Here is a 23,421-nt window from a genome sequence, read left to right as displayed (position 1 = left end):
CTAACTGCGTTAGTAATTTTTCATATACGACTACATGGATGCAGGAGGTAGAGCAATGCAGGAGCAATTGCCGAGAACAACACCATGTCAAAGTTTCTGCCTTGTTATCACTGTATTTATCTTTCGCTATAAATGGTCATTAACTTAACACGATTGGTATTAAGCCCCTGTGAAACGCTGAATTGTGCATCTTGAGGTGGCTTGGGTATAGATTAGTTATATATAATAACCAGAACAAATAACGGCTGTATTAACACATCAAGGTAGAAATCCGTTAGACTGAGGAAAAGCCCATCTAGGTATTAAATAAGGCAAACCTATGCGTCATGAAATTTGGCAACAGCTTCGCACTGAAGCAAAAGAAGTCGTTACCCGTGAACCTCTGTTAGCAAGTCATGTGTATTCATGCATTTTAAATCATGAGTGTTTAGGGTCTGCGCTGAGCTTTATTGTTGCTAATAAATTGTCGGACGCAGTGGTATCAGCATTTACCATTCGAGAATTATTTGATCAGGCCTTTGTTGATTGTGACCGAATGCTCACGCATGTTGCTCATGATATAAAAGCCGTTAAAGATCGTGACCCAGCTGCCGATACCTATTTAACAGTGATATTAAACTTAAAGGGTTTTCATGCAATTCAAGCACATAGACTTGCCCATTGCTTATGGCGCCAAAATCGTAAAGAGCTCGCGCGATTTATTCAAAGTCGTACCTCAGAAGTATTTGGCGTTGATATCCATCCTGCTTGTAAAGTCGGCCATGGTATTATGTTTGACCATGCAACTGGTATAGTTATTGGTGAAACAGCCATAATAGAAGATAACGTGTCTATCTTGCAGTCTGTGACGCTAGGCGGTACAGGTAATGAAAAAGGTGACCGACATCCAAAAATTCGTGCCGGTGTTTTGATTGGTGCAGGTGCAAAAGTATTAGGTAACATTGAAGTAGGCGAAGGGGCGCGCATTGGTGCAGGTTCGGTTGTTCTGAGTGCAGTACCTGCACATACGACTGTTGTTGGCGTTCCAGCTAAAATAGTGGGTAAACCAAACTGTCCCTGTCCGGCGAAAAGCATGAACCAAAACTTTTTAGATGCGGATGAGCCACAGAACGAATCACATACCAGTGCAATGTTATAAACCATACTTATTCAGGCTATCCCAAGGTGTGATCATCTTGGGAAATACAGTGATTTAGTAAAACCTCGATTACAAGCCGTGGTCAAGGGTAGTAAAGGAATTACCGCACAATGATAAAAAATATTTATCTTTCTTTATTATTGGCTTTTTTAGCTGGTGTAACTATTACTTCTGTTTTTTTTGGATTTATCGCCTCCTCTCAATTAGCATTTTTTGAAGATGATGTTCAATCAGAGCAAGCGTTTCAAACATTTCTTAATGAGTCAGACTCAATTAAGCTTCCTCCTGCGCCTGTTAGTGCAACGCAAAGCCAAACAGATATTGCTGGAGTAAATATTTCAGCAATATCTGAATTAGTAAACCCTGCACCACTTGAAGCTCAGTTAGAAGAGTTGAGAGTTGAATTAGAAACACAGCGTAAGCTTGTAAAAGTATATGAAAAACGCCTCAATGCTCCCACCGATCTTGAACAGGCGTTACTAACCCAATTTGACGAACAAACACGTAACGAAGAGTGGGCTTATCGAACAGAGACCGCAATGAAAGACTTTTTGCAAACGGCCGATCTAAGCATCACCCCAGACATGGTAAATGCTCAGTGCAAAAGTTCGGTATGTAAATTTGACCTTTCAGCACCAAAAGATATGGATGATTTTAACCATATTCACTGGCGTGAGTTAAATGATAAGTTGGTAAAACAAGAATTTTGGCAACAATTTACCGTTAGTACATCCAAATCCAGCGATCGAGACTTTTCTTTACTGCTTGCTACAGAGTCAAAATAACCAATTGTGCAGCAAGCAAAGAGTCGTTTACTAAAGTTAACTAACGATAGATTGAATTACTCCATCAGCTAATTCTGTCACAAGTGAATCGCCTTTATTCACTTGTGACGTTGATTTTATTACACTTCCTTGCTTATTTTTAGTGATGCTATAACCACGGGCGAGCACATTTAATGGGCTAACTGACTCTAGTTTCCCTGCTTGCATTGATAATTGGTTATTAGCATCATTTAGTTGCTGTCGCATACTTTGCTGAAGTCTTGCTTGTAATTGCTGCAATTGATGACTTGCTTGAGTAAGTTTACGATCAGGTGATTGCTGCATTAATCGTGGGGCTAAATTATTTAAACGACGCTCGTGTAAATAAATATGCTGTTGCATAGCTTGTTGTAGTGCCAAACTTAGCTCATCTAAGCGTTGTGATTGTTGATTTAACTGATTGCGCGGGTGACATAGTGTTAAGCGGTGTTCAAGTGCGGTTGCAATGCTTTGCTTTGCAGATAATTGGTGTTTAAAGGCATTTGCTAAACGGTTTAACTGCTGTTGAATTTGGTTTGCAAGCTCGCTGCTGTTTGGACTTACAAGCTCCGCAGCTGCACTAGGTGTTGCTGCACGTACATCAGCTACATAATCACTTATCGTGGTATCAATTTCATGACCCACAGCGCTAATCATTGGCAGCTCACTGGCAAAAATAGCACGGGCAAGCAGCTCATGATTAAAACACCATAAGTCTTCCAGTGAGCCACCACCCCGGCCTAAAATAAGTACGTCGACTTCATTACGGGCATTGGCTATGTTTATTTTATCAATCAGTTGCAGGTGCGCCTCTTTCCCTTGCACCATCGCAGGGTAGATCACGACTTCAAGTTGTGGGGCGCGGCGTTTTAGAACCGTCAAAATATCTTTAATTGCTGCCCCTGTAGCGGATGTAATAATGCCCACACGATGCACAACAGATGGAATTGGCAGCTTATGTGCTGAGCTAAATAAGCCTTCAGCGGCAAGACGCATTTTTAAATCATCAAACTCTTGCTTTAATTGACCTTCGCCCGCGGCTTCCATATGTTCAACAATCAGTTGGTAGTCGCCGCGTGGCTCATATAAAGAAACACGCGCACGTACAGTTACTTGTGCGCCATTTATAGGGCGGTATTGTTGATTACGGTTGTTACCGCGCCACATGGCTGCTTTTACTTGGGCACGATCATCTTTGAGTGTGAAATACCAATGGCCAGAGGCAGGTGTAATGAAATTTGATATTTCACCCGTTAAATTTAACGATGCAAACCCTTGTTCGAGTACGGTTCTGATCTCTCTATTTAATCTAGAAACGGTATAAATCGTTTGCTGCTGGGATGTTACGGCCATAAAGCGACTCTAAAAAGCGATGATGACGGTATTTTATCATAAATATTTGTGAAATCTTATTTACTCGTGCCCATAACGCTGATAAAATTTGGCCGCAATTCCTTATACAAGATCCACATGTGAGAAGTTGCCAAAATGCTTAGAATTGCTAAAGAAGCTCTTACCTTTGATGACGTACTTTTAGTACCAGGTCATTCTACTGTTTTGCCACATACGGCAAATATTTCAACTCGCTTAACGCGTGGTATCAAACTTAACTTGCCGCTAGTTTCAGCATCTATGGATACTGTTACAGAAGCCCGCTTAGCGATTGCGCTGGCACAAGAAGGCGGTTTAGGTTTTATCCACAAAAACATGACTATTGAAGAACAAGCTAAAAACGTACGTAAAGTTAAAACGTATGAAGCCGGCATTGTTTCTTTTCCAGTTACAGTTACAGCGGATTTAACCATTGCAGATGCGATTGTACTTGCTGAAGAAAAGGGCTTTTCAGGCTTTCCGGTAACGGATGCTGAAAATGGCCTTGTGGGTATTGTTACCAGCCGCGACATGCGTTTTGAAACAAAACTTGAACAGCCAGTTTCAACGGTAATGACTAAAAAAGAAAAATTAGTCACCGTTAAAGAAGGTGCTGCACGTGATGAAATCTTAGGGTTAATGCACGAGCACCGTATCGAAAAAATCCTTGTTGTTGATGATGCGTTTAAATTAAAGGGCATGATCACAGTTAAAGATTATCAAAAAGCACAAGACAAACCTGATGCGTGTAAAGATGAGCAAGGTCGTCTTCGTGTAGGCGCTGCTGTAGGTGTCGGTCCTGGTACAGATGAACGTATTGCCGCATTAGTTGAAGCGGGTGTTGATGTATTACTAATAGATACTTCACATGGTCACTCTCAAGGTGTTATTGACCGCGTAGCTGCAACACGTCAAGCTTACCCAGACTTGCAAATAGTCGCGGGTAATGTGGCAACAGCTGAAGGCGCTATAGCGCTTGCTGATGCCGGTGTTGATGCCGTTAAAGTAGGTATCGGCCCAGGTTCAATCTGTACTACGCGTATCGTTACTGGTTGTGGTGTACCACAGATCACGGCTATTTCTGATGCAGTTGAAGGCCTAAAAGGTCGCGATATTCCAGTGATAGCTGATGGCGGTATCCGTTTCTCTGGCGATATCGTAAAGGCATTGGTTGCTGGTGCATCATGTGTAATGGTTGGTTCTATGCTAGCGGGCACTGAAGAAGCGCCGGGTGAAGTTGAGCTTTATCAAGGTCGTTACTACAAATCATACCGTGGTATGGGCTCGCTTGGCGCGATGAACCAAAAAGAAGGTTCATCTGATCGTTACTTCCAAAAGTCAAACCAAGCAGACAAGCTAGTTCCTGAAGGAATTGAAGGTCGTGTGGCTTATAAAGGCCCAATCGCAACCATCATTCACCAACAAGTTGGCGGCCTGCGCAGTGCAATGGGTTTAACCGGTTGTGCAACTATTGATGAATTAAACACTAAACCTCAGTTTGTACGCGTTACTTCAGCAGGTATGGGTGAGTCACACGTTCATGATGTGCAAATCACTAAAGAAGCACCTAACTACCGCTTAGGTTAATCAATATATTATTGATATTACTGGGCTAGCTTTTGCTGGCCCTTATTTATTTTTAGTCATTCAGATACCCTGAGTGCCAGTTCTTGACTAACGAGACCCTCAATGAGCAAAGACATTCACGATTCACGAATTCTTATTTTAGACTTTGGTTCGCAATACACGCAATTGATCGCCCGCCGTGTGCGAGAAATTGGTGTTTACTGTGAACTGTGGGCATGGGACGTAACGGAAGAGCAAATCCGTGAGTTCAATCCACAAGGTATCATCTTATCTGGTGGCCCTGAGTCAACAACGTTAGAAAACAGCCCGCGTGCCCCTGAATATGTATTTAATGCCGGTGTACCCGTACTTGGTATTTGTTACGGCATGCAAACAATGGCGACTCAACTTGGCGGCAACGTTCATAGCTCTGATAAGAAAGAGTTTGGTTATGCGCAAGTTGAAAAAGTAGGCAATTGTGCATTATTTGATGCCATTGAAGACAGTATTACTGACGGCGGCGAAGGCATTCTAGATGTATGGATGAGCCACGGCGACAAAGTAATGGAAATCCCTGATACTTTCAAAACCACAGCTAAAACATCTACTTGCCCACATGCGGCAATGTCTAACGAAGAAAAGCGTTTCTACGGCGTGCAGTTCCACCCTGAAGTAACACACACTCATCAAGGTCAGCGTTTATTAGAGCGCTTTGCTGTTGATATTTGTGGTTGTGAAAAATTATGGACTGCTGAAAAAATCATTGATGACGCAATCGCGCGAATTAAAGAGACTGTTGGTGAAGATGAAGTCATATTAGGTTTATCAGGCGGTGTTGATTCATCGGTTGTAGCTATGCTTATCCATCGCGCCATTGGCGATCGTTTAACCTGTGTATTTGTTGATAATGGTTTACTTCGTTTAAACGAAGGCCAACAAGTAATGGATATGTTCGGTAATAAATTTGGCTTGAACATCATTAAAGTAGAAGCTGAAGAGTTATTTTTAGCGGACCTTGCTGGTAAATCTGATCCTGAAGATAAGCGTAAAGCCATTGGTCATACGTTTATTAAGGTATTTGATAGCGAATCTAAAAAGCTTAAAAATGCTAAATGGTTAGGCCAAGGTACTATCTACCCAGATGTCATCGAATCAGCAGCATCAGCGACAGGTAAAGCACATGTGATCAAGTCTCACCACAATGTGGGTGGCTTACCGGATGATATGGAAATGGGCTTAGTGGAGCCATTACGTGAATTGTTTAAAGACGAAGTGCGTAAAATTGGTTTAGAGCTAGGTTTACCATACGACATGCTTTACCGTCATCCGTTCCCTGGGCCTGGTTTAGGTGTGCGCGTACTTGGTGAAATCAAAAAAGAATACTGTGATTTACTACGTCGTGCTGATGCTATCTTCATTGAAGAGCTACACAAAGCTGAGCTTTACCATAAAGTGAGCCAAGCGTTCACGGTATTCTTACCAGTTAAGTCGGTAGGGGTAATGGGTGATGCACGTAAGTACGATTGGGTTGTGTCGCTTCGTTGTGTAGAAACTATCGACTTTATGACAGCGCGTTGGTCACATTTACCGTATGAGTTCTTAGGTCTGGTTTCAAACCGCATCATTAATGAAATCGACGGTATCTCACGTGTTGTTTACGATATTTCAGGTAAACCACCTGCAACAATCGAATGGGAATAATTAAAACTTAGTAGCAAACTAGTTTGATAATTGATTGTAAAACGGCGAATTAGCATGCTAATTCGCCGTTTTGTTTATTTAAAAAGCAGTTGAACTAAAAGTGTAATTTTTTTCTTTACCTTTAGCGAAACTTCTCTATAATTCGTCGCATTGCAGGGGCGTAGTTCCAATTGGTAGAACAGCGGTCTCCAAAACCGATGGTTGGGAGTTCGAGTCTCTCCGCCCCTGCCATTTCTTCTTTACATCGTTTTTATTACTTCTTATATTGTTCTTGTTTTTAAATCTACTGAGTTGTTATGCATCCACGATACGCAGCTATTTTTGGTATAGAAAACCTTGAACTAAATCAACATTTTCGTCCACAGTCTATTGTTGAGAAAATTTCTGATCAAACAATGACGGCACCACAGGTAACTCTAGAGTTAAATCAAAAGCTGTTAGCAGATCTAAATCGTGCTATTGCACCAGAGCAAATTAAGCACGTAGTGCAAAGTGATACGCTAGCATGGCATGAAGGCCAACTGAGTTTACCAAATCAACAGCTTAGTGCTGATAATAAACGCGCGCTATGGGCGCTGATGAGCATACACCTTGATAACCTTTGAATCTGTTACTGAATCATCTATTGACGCGCTAATGCGTGTTGAGAGTGCATGTCACAGCCATCCGTGGACTGTTAACACAATGAAATCATGTTTAGCTGGGCGCTACTTTAATTTAGCCGCGTTTAGTGAACAACAAATGATTGGTTTTTACATTGGTGAGAAAGCAGGACCTGACTTTACCTTAATGGATATTTGCGTAGCACCTGATTTTCAGGGGAAAGGCATAGCAAAGCAGTTACTTACAGCATTTATTGAATATGGCGAAAAGCATAACGCTGAAAACTTATTCTTAGAAGTACGCGAAACCAACACCCGTGCAATTAACTTGTATGAACGGGCAGGCTTTAGTGAGATGTCAGTACGTAAAAATTACTACCCAAGTGATGACCCATCAAAAAATGGTCATGAAGATGCAATACTAATGGGGCTCACTTTACTCTTTGGGTGATTTAGCTTGTTGTATCGTATATTTAATTGCTTCAATTAAACTCAATGCCAAATAGTCACGACGACTATGATCGCGCCCTCGCAAGTTATCCTCAAGAGTCGCAGCACCATGATGAATATTACTAAACCCAAAGCACCCAGCACTGCCTTTTAAGTTGTGTGCTAGTGCCCTGAGTTGATCCCATTCACCTGAATTATATAAATCCGTCACTTCAACTAGGTAATCAGGTAGTTTAGAGCGATAGTTTTCATTTATCTGTTGAAACTTATCGCTGTTGAGCAAGCTATCCCATTTGCTTTGACTGTCTTTTTCTATGTGTAAATAACTAACGAGTACGCTTTCAAGCGCATCTTTGTCGATAGGTTTTGCTAGTGCTTCATCGCAACCTGCTTTGAGGTAGGTGTCAACATCATGCTTCATTACATTCGCAGTAAGCGCAATAATAGGACCATCGTAAGCGGCGTGACGTAGCATTTGTGTGGCTTCTAAACCACCCATCACAGGCATTTGCATGTCCATAATAATGAGCTGATAGTCATTCACTAACGCCATTTCGACAGCTTCAGCTCCATTTTTTGCGATATCAGGCTCAAGCCCCCATGTTTGTAGTAATAACTTAATTAGCACTTGGTTATCAGGGTTATCTTCAGCAACAAGGATATTGGCATCAAAGCTATTAGCTGCAAAGGAAAGCTGCTGGTCTTTAGTGGGGGTTAGTTGCTCTATTGCTGTTAGCATTGCATGGGCATGCTCTGCATTTTCATCAAGGTGGCAGGCTATTTGAATGCAAAATCGACTGCCTTTACCCGGTTCACTTTCTAAATGAACATCACCGCCAAGTAATTGTGCTAAATTTTTGGAAATACATAACCCGAGACCAGTACCGCCAAAACGCCGCGTAGTCGTTGCATCGGCTTGTTCAAATGGTTTAAAGACTCGTTCAACTTCATGCTCTGACATGCCAATGCCGGTATCTTCAATTGCAAATTCAATAAATTGTTTATCTTCGAGGTATTTAATATCGAGGGTTATTTGCCCTTGCTCAGTAAATTTTACGGCATTACTGGCAATATTAATCAGAATTTGCTTTAAGCGAGTCGCATCGCTATAGATTGTTTGCGGTAAAGGTAATGTGTAATTTATTTCAAAAGTGAGCTGTTTCTCTTGCGCTAACGGGCGAATAATCGAATCTATATCATGGACTAATTCAACAACAGACAGCGGCTCACGTTCAACGGCTAGTTTTTCAGCTTCAATTTTTGATAAATCTAAAATATTATTAATTAGCTCAAGTAAGTGCTTTGAGTTACGTAAAATCGTGCTTAAATGCAATTCATCATTAACTGCTTTTTTTGTATGTAGCAGTTGCTCTGTAAAACCCATAATCGCAGTTAGTGGTGTGCGAATTTCATGACTCATATTCGCTAAAAAACGGCTCTTTAATTGGTTGGCTTGTTCCGCTTGTGCAATAGCCCCTTCAAGCTGGCTATTCATTGTTTCAAGCGCTTTAGTACGGCTCTCAACTTTATCTTCAAGGTGGTGCTTGTATTCTTTTAATTCATCTTGATAATGACGGATTTGGTTGATCATATGATTAAAATCATTAAATAAAACACCAACTTCATCATTGTTGTGTGCTGGTAAGTAAACTGATAAATCACCATCGCCAACGCGATGGCTCGCCGCACCTAGTTGCTCAATGGGATTGAGTAATAAGTTACGCACTACAATAAAAATAAGCAGTGGTAGCGTAACCACCGAAATAATTACAATTAAAGCTGTGATCAGGCTAATGGCTCTACCCGACTGATAAAGCAGTGCTTTTGGGATAGTCGATACGTAATAATAACCGCCACTCATTTGCACGGCATAAATCATTCGTTCAACCTTATCGATACTGGAGAGCTCTATGGTGGAGAGTTTACCTAAATCAGCTAATTCATGAATTTGTTTTAACTCATACTCACTGATGTAATTACCCCGTTTGTCATAATCTGAACTAAATAAAATTTTACCGTCGTTAGTTAATAATAAATTAAGTGTGTTGTTATAGGGGGCTTCTAAAATACTGGTATTTAAAATTGACGGCTCAACATGAACAATAATAAAACCTAATTGCTGAGGACGCTTTAAGTAATAATCAGCACTAAAAATACGTTGGATGAAATACAAGCTGGTGGTGCCATCTTTTTTTTGCACCATAAACTGTTGTTGGCCTAAATTACTTTGTAATACTTGATCGAAAAAAGGGTAGCTGTCAGGAGCTATATTTAAACTACTAGAGTAATACGCGTCACTTTTACCATTTGGGGAAACTAAATTTACACTAATAATGTCTGGGTACGCTTCAGAATAACTGGCAAATACGTCCATTAATGCGCCCAAACGACGTGTGTAATTACCATTATAGCGAAGGTCGTCAGCGAGAAAGTCGCTTAAAACAGGGGAGGTTGACAGTAATTTTGTGGTGGAATGAAAGGAGTCAATGTAGTTGAACATTTTTTGCTGTTGTTGTTCTACAAAACGGCTCACGATAAGTTCAGCTTGTTTTTGTGTTGAACTAGTGACGTTAGTGAGCGTAAAGCCCCCTAAAAACAGTAACGGTAAGATCACCAACGGCGTGATATACCATAATAATCGTATGCTTAGCTTACTGGTTTTCATGCCCAAACAAAATATCCTCCATGTAATCCATCAATAGTATGCGCTAGTGTAAAATTACACAAGTTTAGCGCGTTGACTGCACCTACGTGCTTGGTGCAATTTGAAACAAAGTTATCAGCTAATTACTTACAATCGTTGCTTTTTTGGCTAAGGTAAACAAGGTATAATGTGGGTAATTCTATTTTATATTTACAGTGCGCAAAAAAGACCTTTGCTTAGGTTTGTTTTTAGTTGCGCCTTGTTCTGACTTAAAGCGGCTTACATGTCTAATTTATTAAACGAAATCAATACGCGACGTACGTTCGCAATCATCTCGCATCCAGATGCGGGTAAAACGACCATCACTGAAAAAGTGTTGTTGTTCGGACAAGCAATTCAAAAAGCCGGTACGGTAAAGGGTCGCGGTTCAAATCAACATGCTAAATCTGACTGGATGGAGATGGAAAAAGAGCGTGGTATCTCTGTAACCACTTCTGTAATGCAATTTCCGTTTAATAAAGCACTTGTTAATTTACTTGATACCCCAGGGCACGAAGACTTCTCTGAAGATACTTATCGTACCTTAACGGCTGTGGATTCATGTTTAATGGTTATCGATGCAGCTAAAGGTGTTGAAGCCCGAACTCGTAAATTAATGGAAGTAACACGCCTTCGTACCACGCCAATTGTTACCTTTATGAATAAATGTGACCGCGACATCCGTGATCCTATGGAGTTACTTGATGAAGTTGAAACAGAGCTAAATATTGCGTGTGCACCTATTACATGGCCGATTGGCTGCGGTAAAGAGTTTAAAGGTGTTTATCATATTCATCGCGGCGAAACCTTGTTATATAAAACAGGGCAAGGTCATATGATTCAAGAAGTGCGCAGTATTAAAGGGCTAGATAACCCTGAACTTGATGATGCAATTGGTGAAGAGTTAGCTGCGCAATTGCGCGATGAACTTGAGCTTGTGATTGGTGCATCAAATGAGTTTGATTTAGATCTTTTCTTAGCCGGTGAATTATCACCTGTGTATTTTGGTACAGCACTTGGTAACTTTGGTGTTGATCATGTTTTGACAGGTCTGACTGAATGGGCACCAACGCCATTGCCGCGCGAAACGGAAGACCGCACAGTTGTTGCAAGTGAAGAAAACTTCACAGGTTTTGTATTTAAAATTCAAGCAAACATGGATCCAAAACACCGCGACCGTATTGCATTCATGCGTATTGTATCGGGTAAATACAGCCAAGGCATGAAAATGAATCATGTGCGTATAGGTAAGCAGGTAAGCATTTCAGATGCCGTAACTTTTATGGCAGGTGACCGTGAGCGTGCAGCTGACGCCTACGCTGGTGACATCATTGGCCTACATAACCACGGTACGATTCAAATTGGTGATACTTTCACACAAGGTGAAAAACTTAAATTTACTGGTATACCAAACTTTGCACCTGAGTTATTCCGTCGTATTCGCCTGCGCGATCCATTAAAGCAAAAGCAATTATTAAAAGGCTTAGTGCAGCTATCTGAAGAAGGTGCAGTACAAGTATTTAGACCTCTCATTAATAACGATTTAATTGTTGGTGCTGTAGGTATATTGCAGTTTGATGTAGTAGTAGCGCGTTTAAAAGCCGAATACAACGTTGATGCTATTTACGAAAGTGTTAATGTAAATACGGCTCGTTGGGTGAGTTGTGATGATGTTAAAAAGTTTGAAGACTTTAAGCGTAAATGTGAAAGCAACCTAGCGCTAGATGGTGGCGATAATTTAACTTACATTGCCCCAAGTCGTGTAAATCTTAACTTATCGACTGAACGCTACCCAGAAGTGACGTTTAACCACACGCGTGAAAACTAAACAAAAATTCAATTTAAAGCCTGCAATAGCGGGCTGGTAAAGGTAATAAATTACATGAACATTCGTACGCTATTGATTGAAAAAGCCATCGCGGCAATGACGGGGGCAGGCTTACCTGCAGATACCAACCCTGCTGTCACACAAAGCACCCGCCCACAATTTGGTGATTACCAAATCAATGGTGCAATGGGCGCAGCTAAAAAAATGAAAAGCAACCCGCGCGAGCTTGCACAAAAAATAATAGATCATTTAGATGTAAGTGATATTGCAGAAAAAACGGAGATCGCGGGTCCTGGTTTTATTAATATTCACTTAAAGCCTGAGTTTTTAGCGCAAAGTTTAAAAGCGGCAAATCAAGATGAAAAACTGGCTGTTGCAGAGCATGCACAGCCACAAAAAGTTGTGGTTGATTACTCATCTCCTAACTTAGCTAAAGAAATGCACGTAGGGCATTTACGTTCAACGATCATTGGTGATGCAGTAGTACGTGCGCTTGAGTTTCGTGGTGACACTGTTATTCGCCAAAATCACATGGGCGATTGGGGTACGCAGTTTGGTATGTTGATTGCGCATTTAGAAGATCAAATAAGCCAAGGTGTTGATCTTGATACCGTTGCGTTAGCTGATTTAGAAACTTTCTATCGCGATGCTAAAAAGCGTTTTGACGACGAAGAAGGTTTTGCTGATAAAGCCCGTGACTACGTAGTAAAACTACAAGGCGGCGACGCTCATTGTGAAAAACTGTGGAAGCTGTTTATCGCAACATCTGTAAAGCATTCTGAAGAAGTTTATAAACGCTTAAATGTAACGCTTACGCCAGACGATATAATGGCTGAAAGCGCTTATAACAGTGAGCTTAATAACATTATTGCGTTATTAAAAGATAAAAATATTGCGGTTGAGTCACAAGGCGCACAGGTAGTTTTTTTAGATGAGCTGGCAAATAAAGATGGTGAGCCATCTGTATTTATCGTACAAAAATCAGGTGGCGGTTTCTTATACGCAACCACCGATTTAGCAGCTTGTGATTACCGTTCAAACAAGTTGGGTGCAGCACGTATCCTAATTTTTGTTGATGCACGCCAAAGCTTACACTTTAATCAAGTAGAGCTTACAGCACGCAAAGCCGGTTTACTTCGTGATGAGACTAGCTACGAATTTTGCCCTTTCGGCACCATGATGGGTGAAGATGGCAAACCATTTAAAACCCGTACTGGTGGCACAGTAAAATTAGCCGATTTACTTGAAGAATCAATTGTTCGTGCAACAGCAAAACTTGCTGAGCGTGAATCAGATTTAAGCGACGCTGAGCGCAGTGAAATTGCCCGTAAAGTTGGTATTGGCGCAGTTAAATACGCTGATTTATCTAAAAATCGTACCAGTGATTATATTTTCAACTGGGATACCATGCTCAGCTTTGAAGGCGCAACCGCACCTTACTTACAATACGCTTATACTCGTGTACGTAGTATTTTCCGTAAATCAGGTGTAGATGCTGCAAACCTAAATGCTGAAATAGCCATTGTTGAGCAACAAGAAAAAGCCCTAGCACTTAAATTGCTACAATTAGAAGAAGTGCTTGATCAAATGATCAATGAGGCAACACCGCACGTATTGTGTAGTTACTTATACGAACTTGCTAGCCTATACATGACATTCTACGAAGCCTGCCCAGTACTTAAAGAAGGTGTAGAGCCAAGTGTACGCGACAGCCGTTTAATGTTGTGTAATTTAGTGGCAGATACACTGCGTACAGGCTTAGATCTGTTAGGTATCGAAGTCATGGAGCAAATGTAATCTGCTGCGCGTAGTTCGCTTTAGCTGCGTCAATGAGTTTATTTAGCCTAAGTCACATACCAGATACGTATGCTCCTTGGCATAAATAAACTCATTGCCTTGCTAGCGCTCCTACACTTGCAGATAATTTTAGGTGCTAGGTGCTTGTAGCTTGACACTGAGCTGCAATTGCTTAATTTTGTAGCTGATAGCTGATAGCTGATAGCTGATAGCTGATAGCTGATAGCTGATAGCTGATAGCTGATAGCTGATAGCTGATAGCTGATAGCTGATAGCTGATAGCTGATAGCTGATAGCTGATAGCTGATAGCTGATAGCTGATAGCTGATAAAGAAGGATTTGATATGAAACTCGAAGATATTCGTCGTGAATACTTACAAGATGGTTTAAGCGAAGATAACTTGCTTGATTGTCCATTTAAACAGTTTGAAAAGTGGCTCGATAATGCTGTAACGGCTAATTTATCAGATCCTACAGCTATGGTCGTGGCGACGGTTGATGAAACAGGGCAACCATCGCAACGCATTGTATTGTTAAAGCATCTTGATGATGACGGTTTTGTATTTTTTACCAATACCGGCTCACGTAAAGCACAAGAGCTAAAAGGTAATAACAAAATATCATTGCATTTCCCGTGGCACACCATGGAACGCCAAGTGATTGTATACGGTGAAGCTAAACCATTGCCAACCGCAGCGGTTGCCAAGTACTTTTTATCACGCCCTAAAGAGAGTCAGCTTGCTGCATGGGCGTCTGCACAAAGTCGGCCTGTGTCATCACGAAAAGTATTAATGGAAACCTTTGCGAATATGAAAAATAAATTTGCGAAAGGTCAGATCCCTTTACCTGATTTTTGGGGCGGATACTGTGTTGTGCCAACTAAAATAGAGTTTTGGCAAGGCGGGGCGCATCGCTTGCACGATCGCTTTATGTATCAACGCCAAGCTGACAACAGCTGGCAAGTAACGCGTTTAAACCCATAACCAGTTATGGCGTTTATTGATTCCCACTGCCACTTAGATTTTGCTGAATTTGACGCCACGCGCGAACAACTCATTCGGCAAAGTTTAGAACTGGGAATTAATCATTTTATTGTGCCGGGTGTTAGCTTGGCACAATCTTATTCACTCACCTCTTTTGCTAAACAATACCCGAGCGTATACATTGCCATTGGTTTGCACCCTTATTTTATGGCTGAACACCGTGATGAGCATTTAGATGAACTTAACAAACTGGCTCACAAGCATAAAGATCAGTTAGTCGCTATTGGTGAATGTGGGATCGATCGTAGTATCGAAAATATAGCAAAGCAAACACAAATATTTGAATATCAAATTGAACTTGCTAATCAACTGGAACTCCCACTGATTGTACATCATCGGCAAAGTCATGATTTAATTGCGCAATCATTTAAGCGCTGTAAGCCTAAATTCGGTGGTGTTATTCATGCTTTTTCAGGCTCATTACAACAAGCAAATTCATACATTAAGTTGGGCTTTAAACTTGGGGTAGGCGGGGTAATTACGTATGAGCGCGCGCAAAAAACACGTCACGTTATTGCTCAAATAGCGCCAGAGCATTTATTACTTGAAACGGATGCACCATCAATGCCGCTTGCGGGCTTTCAGGGGCAGCACAATACACCACTGCAATTACCATTAGTGTTTGATCAGCTTTGTCAGTTAAAACAAGTCACATCATTAAATAGGAATGATCTAAAACAACGCCTTTATGACTCGTGCTCAGCACTTTTTCGAATATAACGATTAACCTGCCAACGTTTTAAACCGCGCCCTAGTTGCCATGTAAAAATACAGGTTATAACCAGCATCAATAATACTTGGCGGCCTAAGTCATGAAAGTGGCTGTGGCTTTGTGCTATCGATGATCGCGTTAAATACGTAATGGATACAAAGCCAAGGGGGCGGTCATCATCGCTAATAACTGGTTCAACAAAGGGGGTTTTAAGTTTACTTATACCGGGAGTGGAATCTGGTAATTTACCTAATAAATGATGCGTTTGCCAATTAGCGCTGTTTGCAATAAGCACTCCTTGGTGATCATAAATCATTGCCGCAAGCACAAATTCGTCCTTACTAATATTATTGCAAAGCGCGTTTAGTGCGGGTTTATTTTTTTCAAGTAATGGGGTTTTTGCATTAAGCGCCATGAAGCGAGTTAAGCTTTTAGCGGTACTGTCGGCACTGTCATAAAGTAACTGATGGCTTTGAAAACTACTATTTATTGCAACCCAGCTCAACAGTAAAAAACATGCAGCAGCCAGACTCAAACGAACTAAGCGTTGCCTTTGAGATGCAGAAATAGGGTTTTTAAGATGGTTATTTTTCATAGTCACCGCTTGCGCTGCTGACAGCTTTTGCTTTTGATGTTACAACTAAGCCTAACTATAACCTTAAATCCCCCTCAATGGCGAATTTACTCTTAAGTCGCAGTTGAGACATTAGTATCATTATGGAGTCATCATGACATTGGAGCGCTTTGCGACCCTAACATCTGAGCAAGTGGCAATGCAGTTTTCGTTAGGACAATGGTATCGCGATCAGGGTGCGTTAGTAGAACAAACCAGCGCAGTGATTAATTTACAGGGAACATTCAGTATCGCCTTTGCAGGTAATTTTGATGGGCAAAAGCTCGTTAGTATTGCGGCTTTCTTAACTCAACATGGCTTTATTGTTAGTGCTGTATGTCGTTACCAGCCTGATCAAAAATTAACGCCTGCATGGTGCTTTTATAGTGATAAAGGCCAATTGACCATTAATCCGTTGTTATTAAATGAGTTTGCTCATCCGTTAGGTTTTCAGCTAGTACAAGTTAGCAAGCCACCTAGCTTAATACAGCCTGGTTTATTGGTTATGGATATGGATTCAACTGCTATTACTATTGAATGCATTGATGAAATAGCGCGCCTTGCGAATGTGTACGATGATGTTGCGGCGGTAACAGCGCAAGCAATGGCTGGAAAGTTAGATTTTAGCGAAAGCTTACATCAGCGCGTTGCCAAACTTACAGGTATTAAACAAAGCTTAATTGATGAACTTAAAAATAATTTACCTTTAATGCCCGGCATTCAAGCGCTATGCAAAGTGCTAAAACAACATAACTGGTATTTAGCAATTGCCTCTGGTGGTTTTGTGCCTTTTGCAGAGCAAGTACAAAGCATACTTGATTTGGATGAAGTGCATGCCAACGTATTGGAGTTTAAAGATAATCAGCTCACCGGCAAAGTACTTGGAACTATTGTTGATGCACAGCAAAAAGCGGTGGTGTTGACTAAACTACAACAGCAATTAAATTTGCCTGTACAGCAAACGGTTGCCATTGGCGATGGCGCGAATGACTTAACCATGATGGCTGCGGCAGGTTTAGGTGTAGCAGTACATGGTAAGCCAAAGGTGGTTGAGCAAGCTCAAGCTGCAATTTGCCAAGGATCGCTATTACAAATATTATACCTTTTGACGATCCCTGAGCTTAAGTTAAACGCTTAAGCCAAATTTGTTTGCGCTTATTCATTTGCTCTATTAGCTCAGCTGTAAAATCCAAGTGGCTGAGCGTTTCATCAGTTACATCTACCATGTCGCCAACACCTGCAACTGACCATAGCGCTTCCTCAAGATCTTTAGCTTTATGAAGCGCATATTGGCTCACGTATTTAAGCTCGTTTGATAAGTAATCTGTATCAGGGCGGCCAGTGCGAGAAATATATAAACGCATAACGAATACTAATTCAGATTTTAAGCCTTTCTTTAAAAATAAGTGCAAAGGTGAAAAGTTATCATCAGCAACACACTGGCTTTTAACGGCTTCTTGAAGTGTCGATTTTTTAGGATCAAAGCGAATAAACAGCGTAAATTGTAGCGGGGGATCTTGGCGACTACGATCTTTAATTAACGGAGTAATAATATCGGTAATTTGCTCTGTTGATAAAAAGGGATCAATTGTTGTGGTGTCATTAAGCAAACCGTAATTTTGTAAAATAGTATGCAGTGAGCTTGGGTATAGCCCATGACCAATTGCCCCTGTTTTGAAGTGCGCGGCTTCTTTATGCAAATAAAATGGGAATTGGCATACACTTTTAGTGACCATGTTTCTAAGCGCTGTAGACAAACCTGGAATTTTTGGCGCTTCTTCAGATACTTTTAGCTTATCTTTATTATTTTCAATTAACTGCGTGAAAAACTTTACACCCATATGCGGTAAATCAGCTATCCGCGTTGCTTTTAAATTAATTGTAGTAAGCGACTTACTTACAGCCATAACTTCATATTTCAATGCTGAAAGTTGGTATTTTTTAGTGATCTTTTGCAGCTCAGGCATGCTTAATTCAACAACATCACCTTTATTAAAGCTAACGGGTTGCTGGCACTCAATCTGTAGTCCCATGACCGAAAAATCGCGACTATGCGCTGTATAAACTTGCTCATCAGGCAAAGTGATCAAGATATCTGTTTTATAAAGGTAGCGCTTATGTGCGCGTAAATTTACATATTCTAAATCAACGGTTTCGAGCTTTGGCGGCGCTTTATGCTTACCATGACCAAAGCGCTTTAACTGATTTACCAAGCTTTTGTCATAACTAAAAGTTTGATAATGCGTTTGCTCAGCTTTAGTCCCTACAGACGTTAAAATCACTAAGTACTTAACGTCTTTCACCATCCCTTGCACGCGAGGAGTGGGGGGCTTATTTAATTTTTCGATGTCTTTGCCAGCGGTATTTGGCAAACTTAAAGGGATAAATGAATCATCGGGATGACTGGGCATCAGCTGTACTTTAAAGCATTGCCAGCTTTCTTTTTGACTGCCAAAACCAAAGAACAGCTGTTTTAATTCAGGTTCAGTGGCAAGCTCTGAGCGGGTTGCTGAATAATAATAAACTTTACCGCCAACAACATGGGTAAATGTATATAAATATTCTTCTTTTACTGGAGATGGGTCACTCAGTAGTAAGTTTATCCGTTGTTGATTTAATATTGTGTATAAACAAGATAGTTTTCGCTCATCGCAGAAATAGCGCTGGATAAAAATATTATTTTCAGTGGTAAGCACTAAACTCGGGTATATTTTATCATCATGCTGGCTGAAGAAAGTAAATAAAGAAGTCACACGGGGAATATAATATTGCTCATAACCTTTAGATACAACAGCATCTAAAGTGTTATCTAAATTTACTTTATAGCGGCGTTTATTTCCATGGATAAAGCTTTCTAAGAATCCATCAAACTTTTCATTATTTTCAACAAATGTTCTTTTTAGGCGAATATGGTTAAAGTCAGCAGAAACTTTTTCAACGGCAACAACTTCGTATTGAATACCATTTTTTAAACCAAGTTCAAAATCTTGCTCAAGACCAACTAGCCGTAAGCCAAGTATTTGTCCTCGTTTGACATGGTAGCGAGGTGCGAGTTTTATTTTGGCGCCGCTTAACGATATATCAGACGTCGTGGCCGCAACCGTATTGCTTTTTTCAAGCTCAACAGTGATTTTAATTGAGTAATTCATCCGCTCTTCGCGGCGGCTCTCATAGGATGCAAACTTGATAACCTGACAATCAAAGTTCTGCTCTTCTTGATGCTCTGGCTGCTGGGCTAATTGTGCCGCTTTTTTTTGCATCACCCGATGGTTATTATCAGTATTCATTACGGCTTCATAAACAGCAAGCGTATAACCACCATGTCGTTCAATTGCTTTTTCAAACACTTCTATGGCTGTTTCATCCATAAAGTGCTGTTTACCTTCATATTCAAAAGGTTTTACTTGGCCTGTTACTTGGCCTCGTAAATCAATAAACCGGGCGATTGGTTGCGAAAGGCGAGACATTTCCATCTTGATCAAAAATTGCTCAGGCTTGGTTAAGCCCGCGGTTTTCGATTTAAAGATCGAGTCAAATTTGGAGTTACCTAAATATGATTTAAGTTCATCAACTAAACTTTCATATTTAAATAGTATGTCATCAGTCATTTATAAAACCATCACCGTCTATTCTAAAAAGTTGGTATACTATTGCGTTATAAATACGTTTATCTTAATGCATTATTACGACAATTTAAGTGTAGCGAGTATCCATCTTTAAGTTTTTATTATTATGAGATTGCCAAATTAATGACTGTTACTTCCAATTGCTTTAGTAACAAAATACTAAAGCAAAAAGCGTGCCCTAAAGCAAAAGTAACAAAATAGCTTTAATTATACTCCGATTGTGGCGCTGAATTGCGCTATTGGCAAGGGCAATGTTCGATGTTAAGGCAACGAAATAGTAAAATAAGCACCTAATCATAAATGAGTTTACTCAATATGCTTAGGGAGAATGAGCAAAAAGTTAGCAAAGTAGGCACTGTAAATGGCAAAAGCGGCAAAAATAGAATTTGTTTGTACCGAGTGCGGTATGAATTACCAGCGTTGGCAGGGGCAATGCCGTTGTGGGGCATGGAATACCTTAGCTGAATTCAAACCCTCTGCAGGGCAAAGTAAAAAAGCAGCTACACGAGCAGTTGTGGGTGGTTACGCTGGTGGTGTTGGTGGTGGCTCTAAAAAAATTAATGACATAACAACCACAGAGGCCGAAAAACAACTTACCGGTATTGGCGAGCTTGATCGTGTGTTATCGGGTGGTGTTACCACCGGCTCTGTAAATATTATCTCTGGCGACCCTGGGGCTGGTAAAACAACATTATTATCTGACTTAGTTGCGCGCATGTCACAGCGCATGCCTTCGCTATACTGTACCGCAGAAGAGTCACTGTCACAGTTTAAAAATCGTGTTAACCGCTTAAAGCTTGATTACAACCCTGATGAACTGTACTTATTATCAGAAACCAGTGTTGAAACCATTATCGAAGAGCTTGAAAAAAATAAGATTAAGTTTGCTGTTATCGACTCAATTCAAGCGGTTGTGACCGATAACGCAAATGGCAGCCCGGGTTCTCCATCACAAGTAAAAAGTGCCGCCCAAGCGTTAACACAATACTGCAAGCAAAACGACGTTACTATGTTTATCATTGCCCACGTTAATAAAAATAACGAAATTGCAGGCCCGCAAACACTAGTTCATATTGTTGATGCATTACTGCATATAGACACAAACGATGGTCAAATACGTACCTTGCGCGCGAATAAAAACCGTTTTGGCGACATTGATACCGTGGGTATTTTTAGAATGTGCGAACGCGGCATGTTGAGCGTTGATAACCCTAGTGAAATATTTTTATCAGGTTCTAGTACTGACTCCCCTGGTTCAACGATCACCTGTATCCGTAAAGGCAATCGTAATCTGTTACTCGAAATACAATGCTTAACTACTGAAACAGAGGCCGAGTTTCCGCAGCGAGTATGTGTTGGTTTGAATATGAATCGGATTAAAATGCTGACCGGTATTTTACGTAAGCACACTAAAACAAAGATATTTCACGATACGTTTTTTAACATTGTTGGTGGCCTACGCATCGATGAAACAGAAACCTGTATTGATTTAGCGCTAGTAACAGCATTACTCAGCAGCTTAAATGAGTTTGTTGTGCCGCGTACCACTTGCATAATGGGCGAGCTGAGTTTAAATGGTGATGTACGCCCAATAGACAGTGGCGTGCCCCGCGTTAAAGAAGCTGCCCAGCATGGTTTTACCGAAATATTTATTCCATTTCGCAATTACCATAAATCAATGGAAGGGCTGGGCGCTAAAATAACGCCAGTAAAAACAGTGCACGAATTACTTAGTTTAATAAATTAAGAGGGTATTTTTGTTACAATTACCAATAACGTCAGCTTACTTATAAATGCTATTGTAAGCACAAATTAATGATTAAAAAGAACAGTAATAAGGAAATAAAATGAAAAAATTAGCGATTGTTGCAGCTGTTGTTGCACTAGCTGTGGGTGGTGCAAGCTACGCAAACTATGCGCTTACCAAAGAAGTAAAAACAGAAGTAGATCGTCAGCTTGCTTTATTAGCTAAGCAAACAGGTTCAACTGCAACCTATGAAACATTATCAGCAAGTGTGTTTTCACAAAGTGTTGAATTATCAGGTGTTGAAATCAAAGGTTTTGATAACGAAAATATTGCGCAAATAAGCAGTATTACAGTTGCAGGTTACGAGGTTGATAAAATAGCACCGCGTACAGAGCTGTCATTAAAAGGCTTTAAATTTAGCGATGCGTTTGTAGCGCAACTACCAAATGATGCAAATAACCAACTTGCCTCAGCAAGTTACGATTTACACACGCTAATGAACTACGACGAAAACTCTGGCGACAGCGATATTGCTTTTTCGCTCAACGCAAACCAGATTGTTGCGCTTAACTTTGATCTAGGTTTAGCTAAATCAAAAGCACTAATGGAAGCTTCACTAGCAATGGGTAAAATGCAACAAGCGCAAGGCACACAGGCATTGCCGCTTGAGCAGCAATTACAGCAACAAACTTTATTAATGCAAGCTATCTCAGAACTTGAGCCTCGTAGTATTGAAATTAAACTTAATAACGAAGGCGAGTTTAAAGCCCTTGTTGAACAAGTATTAAGCAAGCAAGGCATGACGCTAGAACAAATGCAGCAAATGGTTGAAATGCAGCTACAGCAAGCCCCTGTTAGTGACGAGCTTGCACAGGCAATTAGAGACTTCACACAAGGTTTAGGTTCATTAACAGTGTCAGCCAGTTTACCCGCAGGGCAAACAATGACAGAGATTAATCAGCAAATATTTACTTTGATGGGCCAACCAAACGAGCTAGCAGAGTTTATAAATTTAAAAGCTAAGGGCGACTAAAAGCTGTTAGCTATCAGCCGTAAGCTGTCAGTTTAAGACAGAGATAGTTTTGAGTTGTTTGAAAGCGTGAGTATATCTCGCGCTTTTTTGTTTACTTGAGGGACTAGGTTTTAGGCGCTAGGTACTAGGAAAAACCAGAGCAGTTTGGCGTTAAATTAATCATCGTAGATTGTGACTGAGAGCAACGAAAGCCAAAGCTGAAAGAGTAAAGCTGAGTGATAGTTTCAAGGTGGAAACCGACGTTGGTATAGGTTTAGGATAGTAACTTATTGAATAATAAAGCTGTTGTTTGCTCCCATATTCAGGAAAATGAGCGACATGCGTATATTGTTTCATTTAGCTTTGCTTAAAGGTAATAGAAAACTTAGTGATGGCAATATCTTAGTTAATTTGTTAAAAATAGATTTATAAATACATAAGCGTGGCATCGGCAGAAAGATCCGCCCTTCGCGCACTATAAAATTGTTGAACTAAGCCGCTACGCGGAGATCCTATTCTGACCATTTGAGCCACACTTACCTTGGGGTTATCCCATAACTTGGAGGTAAGTCATGAATACACTCATTGAACAAGTCAAAACTGAAATAGCCTACCGTGGTTATTCACAAAGTACTTGTAAAAGTTACTGCGAGCATTTACTTAAACTCAGCCATTATTTTAATAAACCACTCGATTTAATTACTGATGATGAGCTGAATATCTTTTTTA

General features: G+C 40.6%; 18 protein-coding genes and 1 tRNA gene. 15 read left to right on the top strand and 4 right to left on the bottom strand.

Features of this window, described 5'->3' with window-relative positions:
- Positions 1-319: 319 nt before the first annotated feature.
- The gene (gene cysE / locus ADS77_RS13265) at positions 320-1,138 is read left to right on the top strand and encodes a serine O-acetyltransferase (protein WP_054204220.1); all 819 of its coding nucleotides are present in this window, start codon (positions 320-322) and stop codon (positions 1,136-1,138) included.
- Between the two features lie 110 nt (positions 1,139-1,248).
- Positions 1,249-1,923, top strand: coding sequence for a hypothetical protein (locus ADS77_RS13260; RefSeq protein WP_054454868.1), 675 nt, complete (start codon positions 1,249-1,251; stop codon positions 1,921-1,923).
- Positions 1,924-1,959: 36 nt separating this feature from the next.
- Here ADS77_RS13260 and xseA read toward each other — a convergent pair whose 3' ends face one another.
- Entirely contained in the window at positions 1,960-3,294 is a 1,335-nt protein-coding gene (gene xseA, locus ADS77_RS13255; protein WP_054454866.1) for an exodeoxyribonuclease VII large subunit, read from the bottom strand.
- A gap of 135 nt (positions 3,295-3,429) precedes the next feature.
- On the opposite strand from xseA, the gene guaB reads away from it, so the two are divergent.
- The 5 genes from guaB (at position 3,430) to rimI (ending at position 7,632) form a co-directional block, all read left to right on the top strand.
- The gene (gene guaB, locus ADS77_RS13250; protein ID WP_054204217.1) at positions 3,430-4,899 is read left to right on the top strand and encodes an IMP dehydrogenase; all 1,470 of its coding nucleotides are present in this window, start codon (positions 3,430-3,432) and stop codon (positions 4,897-4,899) included.
- 102 nt (positions 4,900-5,001) lie between these two features.
- A complete protein-coding gene (guaA, locus tag ADS77_RS13245; protein WP_054204216.1) occupies positions 5,002-6,579 on the top strand; it encodes a glutamine-hydrolyzing GMP synthase in 1,578 nt (525 codons plus the stop codon).
- 154 nt (positions 6,580-6,733) lie between these two features.
- Positions 6,734-6,810, top strand: a tRNA-Trp gene (locus ADS77_RS13240).
- Between the two features lie 65 nt (positions 6,811-6,875).
- Positions 6,876-7,184: a hypothetical protein gene (locus ADS77_RS13235; RefSeq protein WP_054454864.1), complete on the top strand. Its 309-nt coding sequence runs from the start codon at positions 6,876-6,878 to the stop codon at positions 7,182-7,184.
- A complete protein-coding gene (rimI, locus tag ADS77_RS13230; protein WP_054454862.1) occupies positions 7,171-7,632 on the top strand; it encodes a ribosomal protein S18-alanine N-acetyltransferase in 462 nt (153 codons plus the stop codon). Before ADS77_RS13235 ends, rimI begins: the two co-directional genes overlap by 14 nt.
- Here rimI and ADS77_RS13225 read toward each other — a convergent pair.
- Positions 7,618-10,296: an ATP-binding protein gene (locus ADS77_RS13225; protein WP_054204213.1), complete on the bottom strand. Its 2,679-nt coding sequence runs from the start codon at positions 10,294-10,296 to the stop codon at positions 7,618-7,620. The two genes, rimI and ADS77_RS13225, sit on opposite strands and share 15 nt — an antisense overlap.
- 262 nt (positions 10,297-10,558) lie before the next feature.
- Between ADS77_RS13225 and prfC the strand changes: the two genes are divergently transcribed.
- The 4 genes from prfC (at position 10,559) to ADS77_RS13205 (ending at position 15,702) form a co-directional block, all read left to right on the top strand.
- Positions 10,559-12,142 carry a peptide chain release factor 3 gene (gene prfC / locus ADS77_RS13220; RefSeq protein WP_054204212.1) on the top strand — a complete coding sequence of 528 codons (1,584 nt, stop codon included), beginning with the start codon at positions 10,559-10,561 and terminating at the stop codon, positions 12,140-12,142.
- 54 nt (positions 12,143-12,196) lie between these two features.
- Positions 12,197-13,939, top strand: coding sequence for an arginine--tRNA ligase (gene argS / locus ADS77_RS13215; protein WP_054454860.1), 1,743 nt, complete (start codon positions 12,197-12,199; stop codon positions 13,937-13,939).
- A 344-nt stretch (positions 13,940-14,283) separates the two neighbouring features.
- Positions 14,284-14,922: a pyridoxamine 5'-phosphate oxidase gene (gene pdxH, locus ADS77_RS13210; RefSeq protein WP_054204210.1), complete on the top strand. Its 639-nt coding sequence runs from the start codon at positions 14,284-14,286 to the stop codon at positions 14,920-14,922.
- A 6-nt stretch (positions 14,923-14,928) separates the two neighbouring features.
- Entirely contained in the window at positions 14,929-15,702 is a 774-nt protein-coding gene (locus ADS77_RS13205) for a TatD family hydrolase (protein ID WP_054454858.1), read from the top strand.
- Here ADS77_RS13205 and ADS77_RS13200 read toward each other — a convergent pair.
- A complete protein-coding gene (locus ADS77_RS13200) occupies positions 15,669-16,289 on the bottom strand; it encodes an AhpA/YtjB family protein (RefSeq protein ID WP_054204208.1) in 621 nt (206 codons plus the stop codon). The two genes, ADS77_RS13205 and ADS77_RS13200, sit on opposite strands and share 34 nt — an antisense overlap.
- 133 nt (positions 16,290-16,422) lie before the next feature.
- Here ADS77_RS13200 and serB point away from each other — a divergent pair, with 133 nt between their 5' ends.
- Positions 16,423-17,445: a phosphoserine phosphatase SerB gene (gene serB, locus ADS77_RS13195; protein WP_054454856.1), complete on the top strand. Its 1,023-nt coding sequence runs from the start codon at positions 16,423-16,425 to the stop codon at positions 17,443-17,445.
- Here serB and ADS77_RS13190 read toward each other — a convergent pair.
- Positions 17,429-19,915, bottom strand: coding sequence for a PilZ domain-containing protein (locus tag ADS77_RS13190; RefSeq protein WP_054204206.1), 2,487 nt, complete (start codon positions 19,913-19,915; stop codon positions 17,429-17,431). The genes serB and ADS77_RS13190 overlap by 17 nt on opposite strands.
- 379 nt (positions 19,916-20,294) lie before the next feature.
- Between ADS77_RS13190 and radA the strand changes: the two genes are divergently transcribed.
- The 3 genes from radA to ADS77_RS22960 all read left to right on the top strand — a co-directional run.
- On the top strand, positions 20,295-21,680 hold the full coding sequence (gene radA, locus ADS77_RS13185) for a DNA repair protein RadA (protein WP_054204205.1): 1,386 nt from the start codon (positions 20,295-20,297) through the stop codon (positions 21,678-21,680).
- Between the two features lie 100 nt (positions 21,681-21,780).
- On the top strand, positions 21,781-22,713 hold the full coding sequence (locus ADS77_RS13180; RefSeq protein WP_054454854.1) for a hypothetical protein: 933 nt from the start codon (positions 21,781-21,783) through the stop codon (positions 22,711-22,713).
- A 551-nt stretch (positions 22,714-23,264) separates the two neighbouring features.
- The coding region (locus ADS77_RS22960) for a phage integrase N-terminal SAM-like domain-containing protein (protein ID WP_410054817.1) at positions 23,265-23,421 on the top strand (157 nt) is incomplete at its 3' end.

It is taken from the genome of Pseudoalteromonas porphyrae, from assembly GCF_001298125.1.
Classification (GTDB): Bacteria; Pseudomonadota; Gammaproteobacteria; order Enterobacterales; family Alteromonadaceae; genus Pseudoalteromonas; species Pseudoalteromonas neustonica.
This window is presented reverse-complemented; position numbering and strand designations above follow the sequence as displayed.

What these genes read in the sequence shown, in the direction of transcription:
- ADS77_RS13190 (WP_054204206.1), bottom strand. Translation starts at nt 19,915, where the DNA reads ATGACTGATGACATACTATTTAAATATGAAAGTTTAGTTGATGAACTT.
- radA (WP_054204205.1), top strand. Translation starts at nt 20,295, where the DNA reads ATGGCAAAAGCGGCAAAAATAGAATTTGTTTGTACCGAGTGCGGTATG.
- cysE (WP_054204220.1), top strand. Translation starts at nt 320, where the DNA reads ATGCGTCATGAAATTTGGCAACAGCTTCGCACTGAAGCAAAAGAAGTC.
- ADS77_RS13205 (WP_054454858.1), top strand. Translation starts at nt 14,929, where the DNA reads ATGGCGTTTATTGATTCCCACTGCCACTTAGATTTTGCTGAATTTGAC.
- xseA (WP_054454866.1), bottom strand. Translation starts at nt 3,294, where the DNA reads ATGGCCGTAACATCCCAGCAGCAAACGATTTATACCGTTTCTAGATTA.
- argS (WP_054454860.1), top strand. Translation starts at nt 12,197, where the DNA reads ATGAACATTCGTACGCTATTGATTGAAAAAGCCATCGCGGCAATGACG.
- ADS77_RS13260 (WP_054454868.1), top strand. Translation starts at nt 1,249, where the DNA reads ATGATAAAAAATATTTATCTTTCTTTATTATTGGCTTTTTTAGCTGGT.
- prfC (WP_054204212.1), top strand. Translation starts at nt 10,559, where the DNA reads ATGTCTAATTTATTAAACGAAATCAATACGCGACGTACGTTCGCAATC.
- ADS77_RS13200 (WP_054204208.1), bottom strand. Translation starts at nt 16,289, where the DNA reads ATGAAAAATAACCATCTTAAAAACCCTATTTCTGCATCTCAAAGGCAA.
- ADS77_RS13180 (WP_054454854.1), top strand. Translation starts at nt 21,781, where the DNA reads ATGAAAAAATTAGCGATTGTTGCAGCTGTTGTTGCACTAGCTGTGGGT.
- serB (WP_054454856.1), top strand. Translation starts at nt 16,423, where the DNA reads ATGACATTGGAGCGCTTTGCGACCCTAACATCTGAGCAAGTGGCAATG.
- guaA (WP_054204216.1), top strand. Translation starts at nt 5,002, where the DNA reads ATGAGCAAAGACATTCACGATTCACGAATTCTTATTTTAGACTTTGGT.
- pdxH (WP_054204210.1), top strand. Translation starts at nt 14,284, where the DNA reads ATGAAACTCGAAGATATTCGTCGTGAATACTTACAAGATGGTTTAAGC.
- guaB (WP_054204217.1), top strand. Translation starts at nt 3,430, where the DNA reads ATGCTTAGAATTGCTAAAGAAGCTCTTACCTTTGATGACGTACTTTTA.
- ADS77_RS13225 (WP_054204213.1), bottom strand. Translation starts at nt 10,296, where the DNA reads ATGAAAACCAGTAAGCTAAGCATACGATTATTATGGTATATCACGCCG.
- ADS77_RS13235 (WP_054454864.1), top strand. Translation starts at nt 6,876, where the DNA reads ATGCATCCACGATACGCAGCTATTTTTGGTATAGAAAACCTTGAACTA.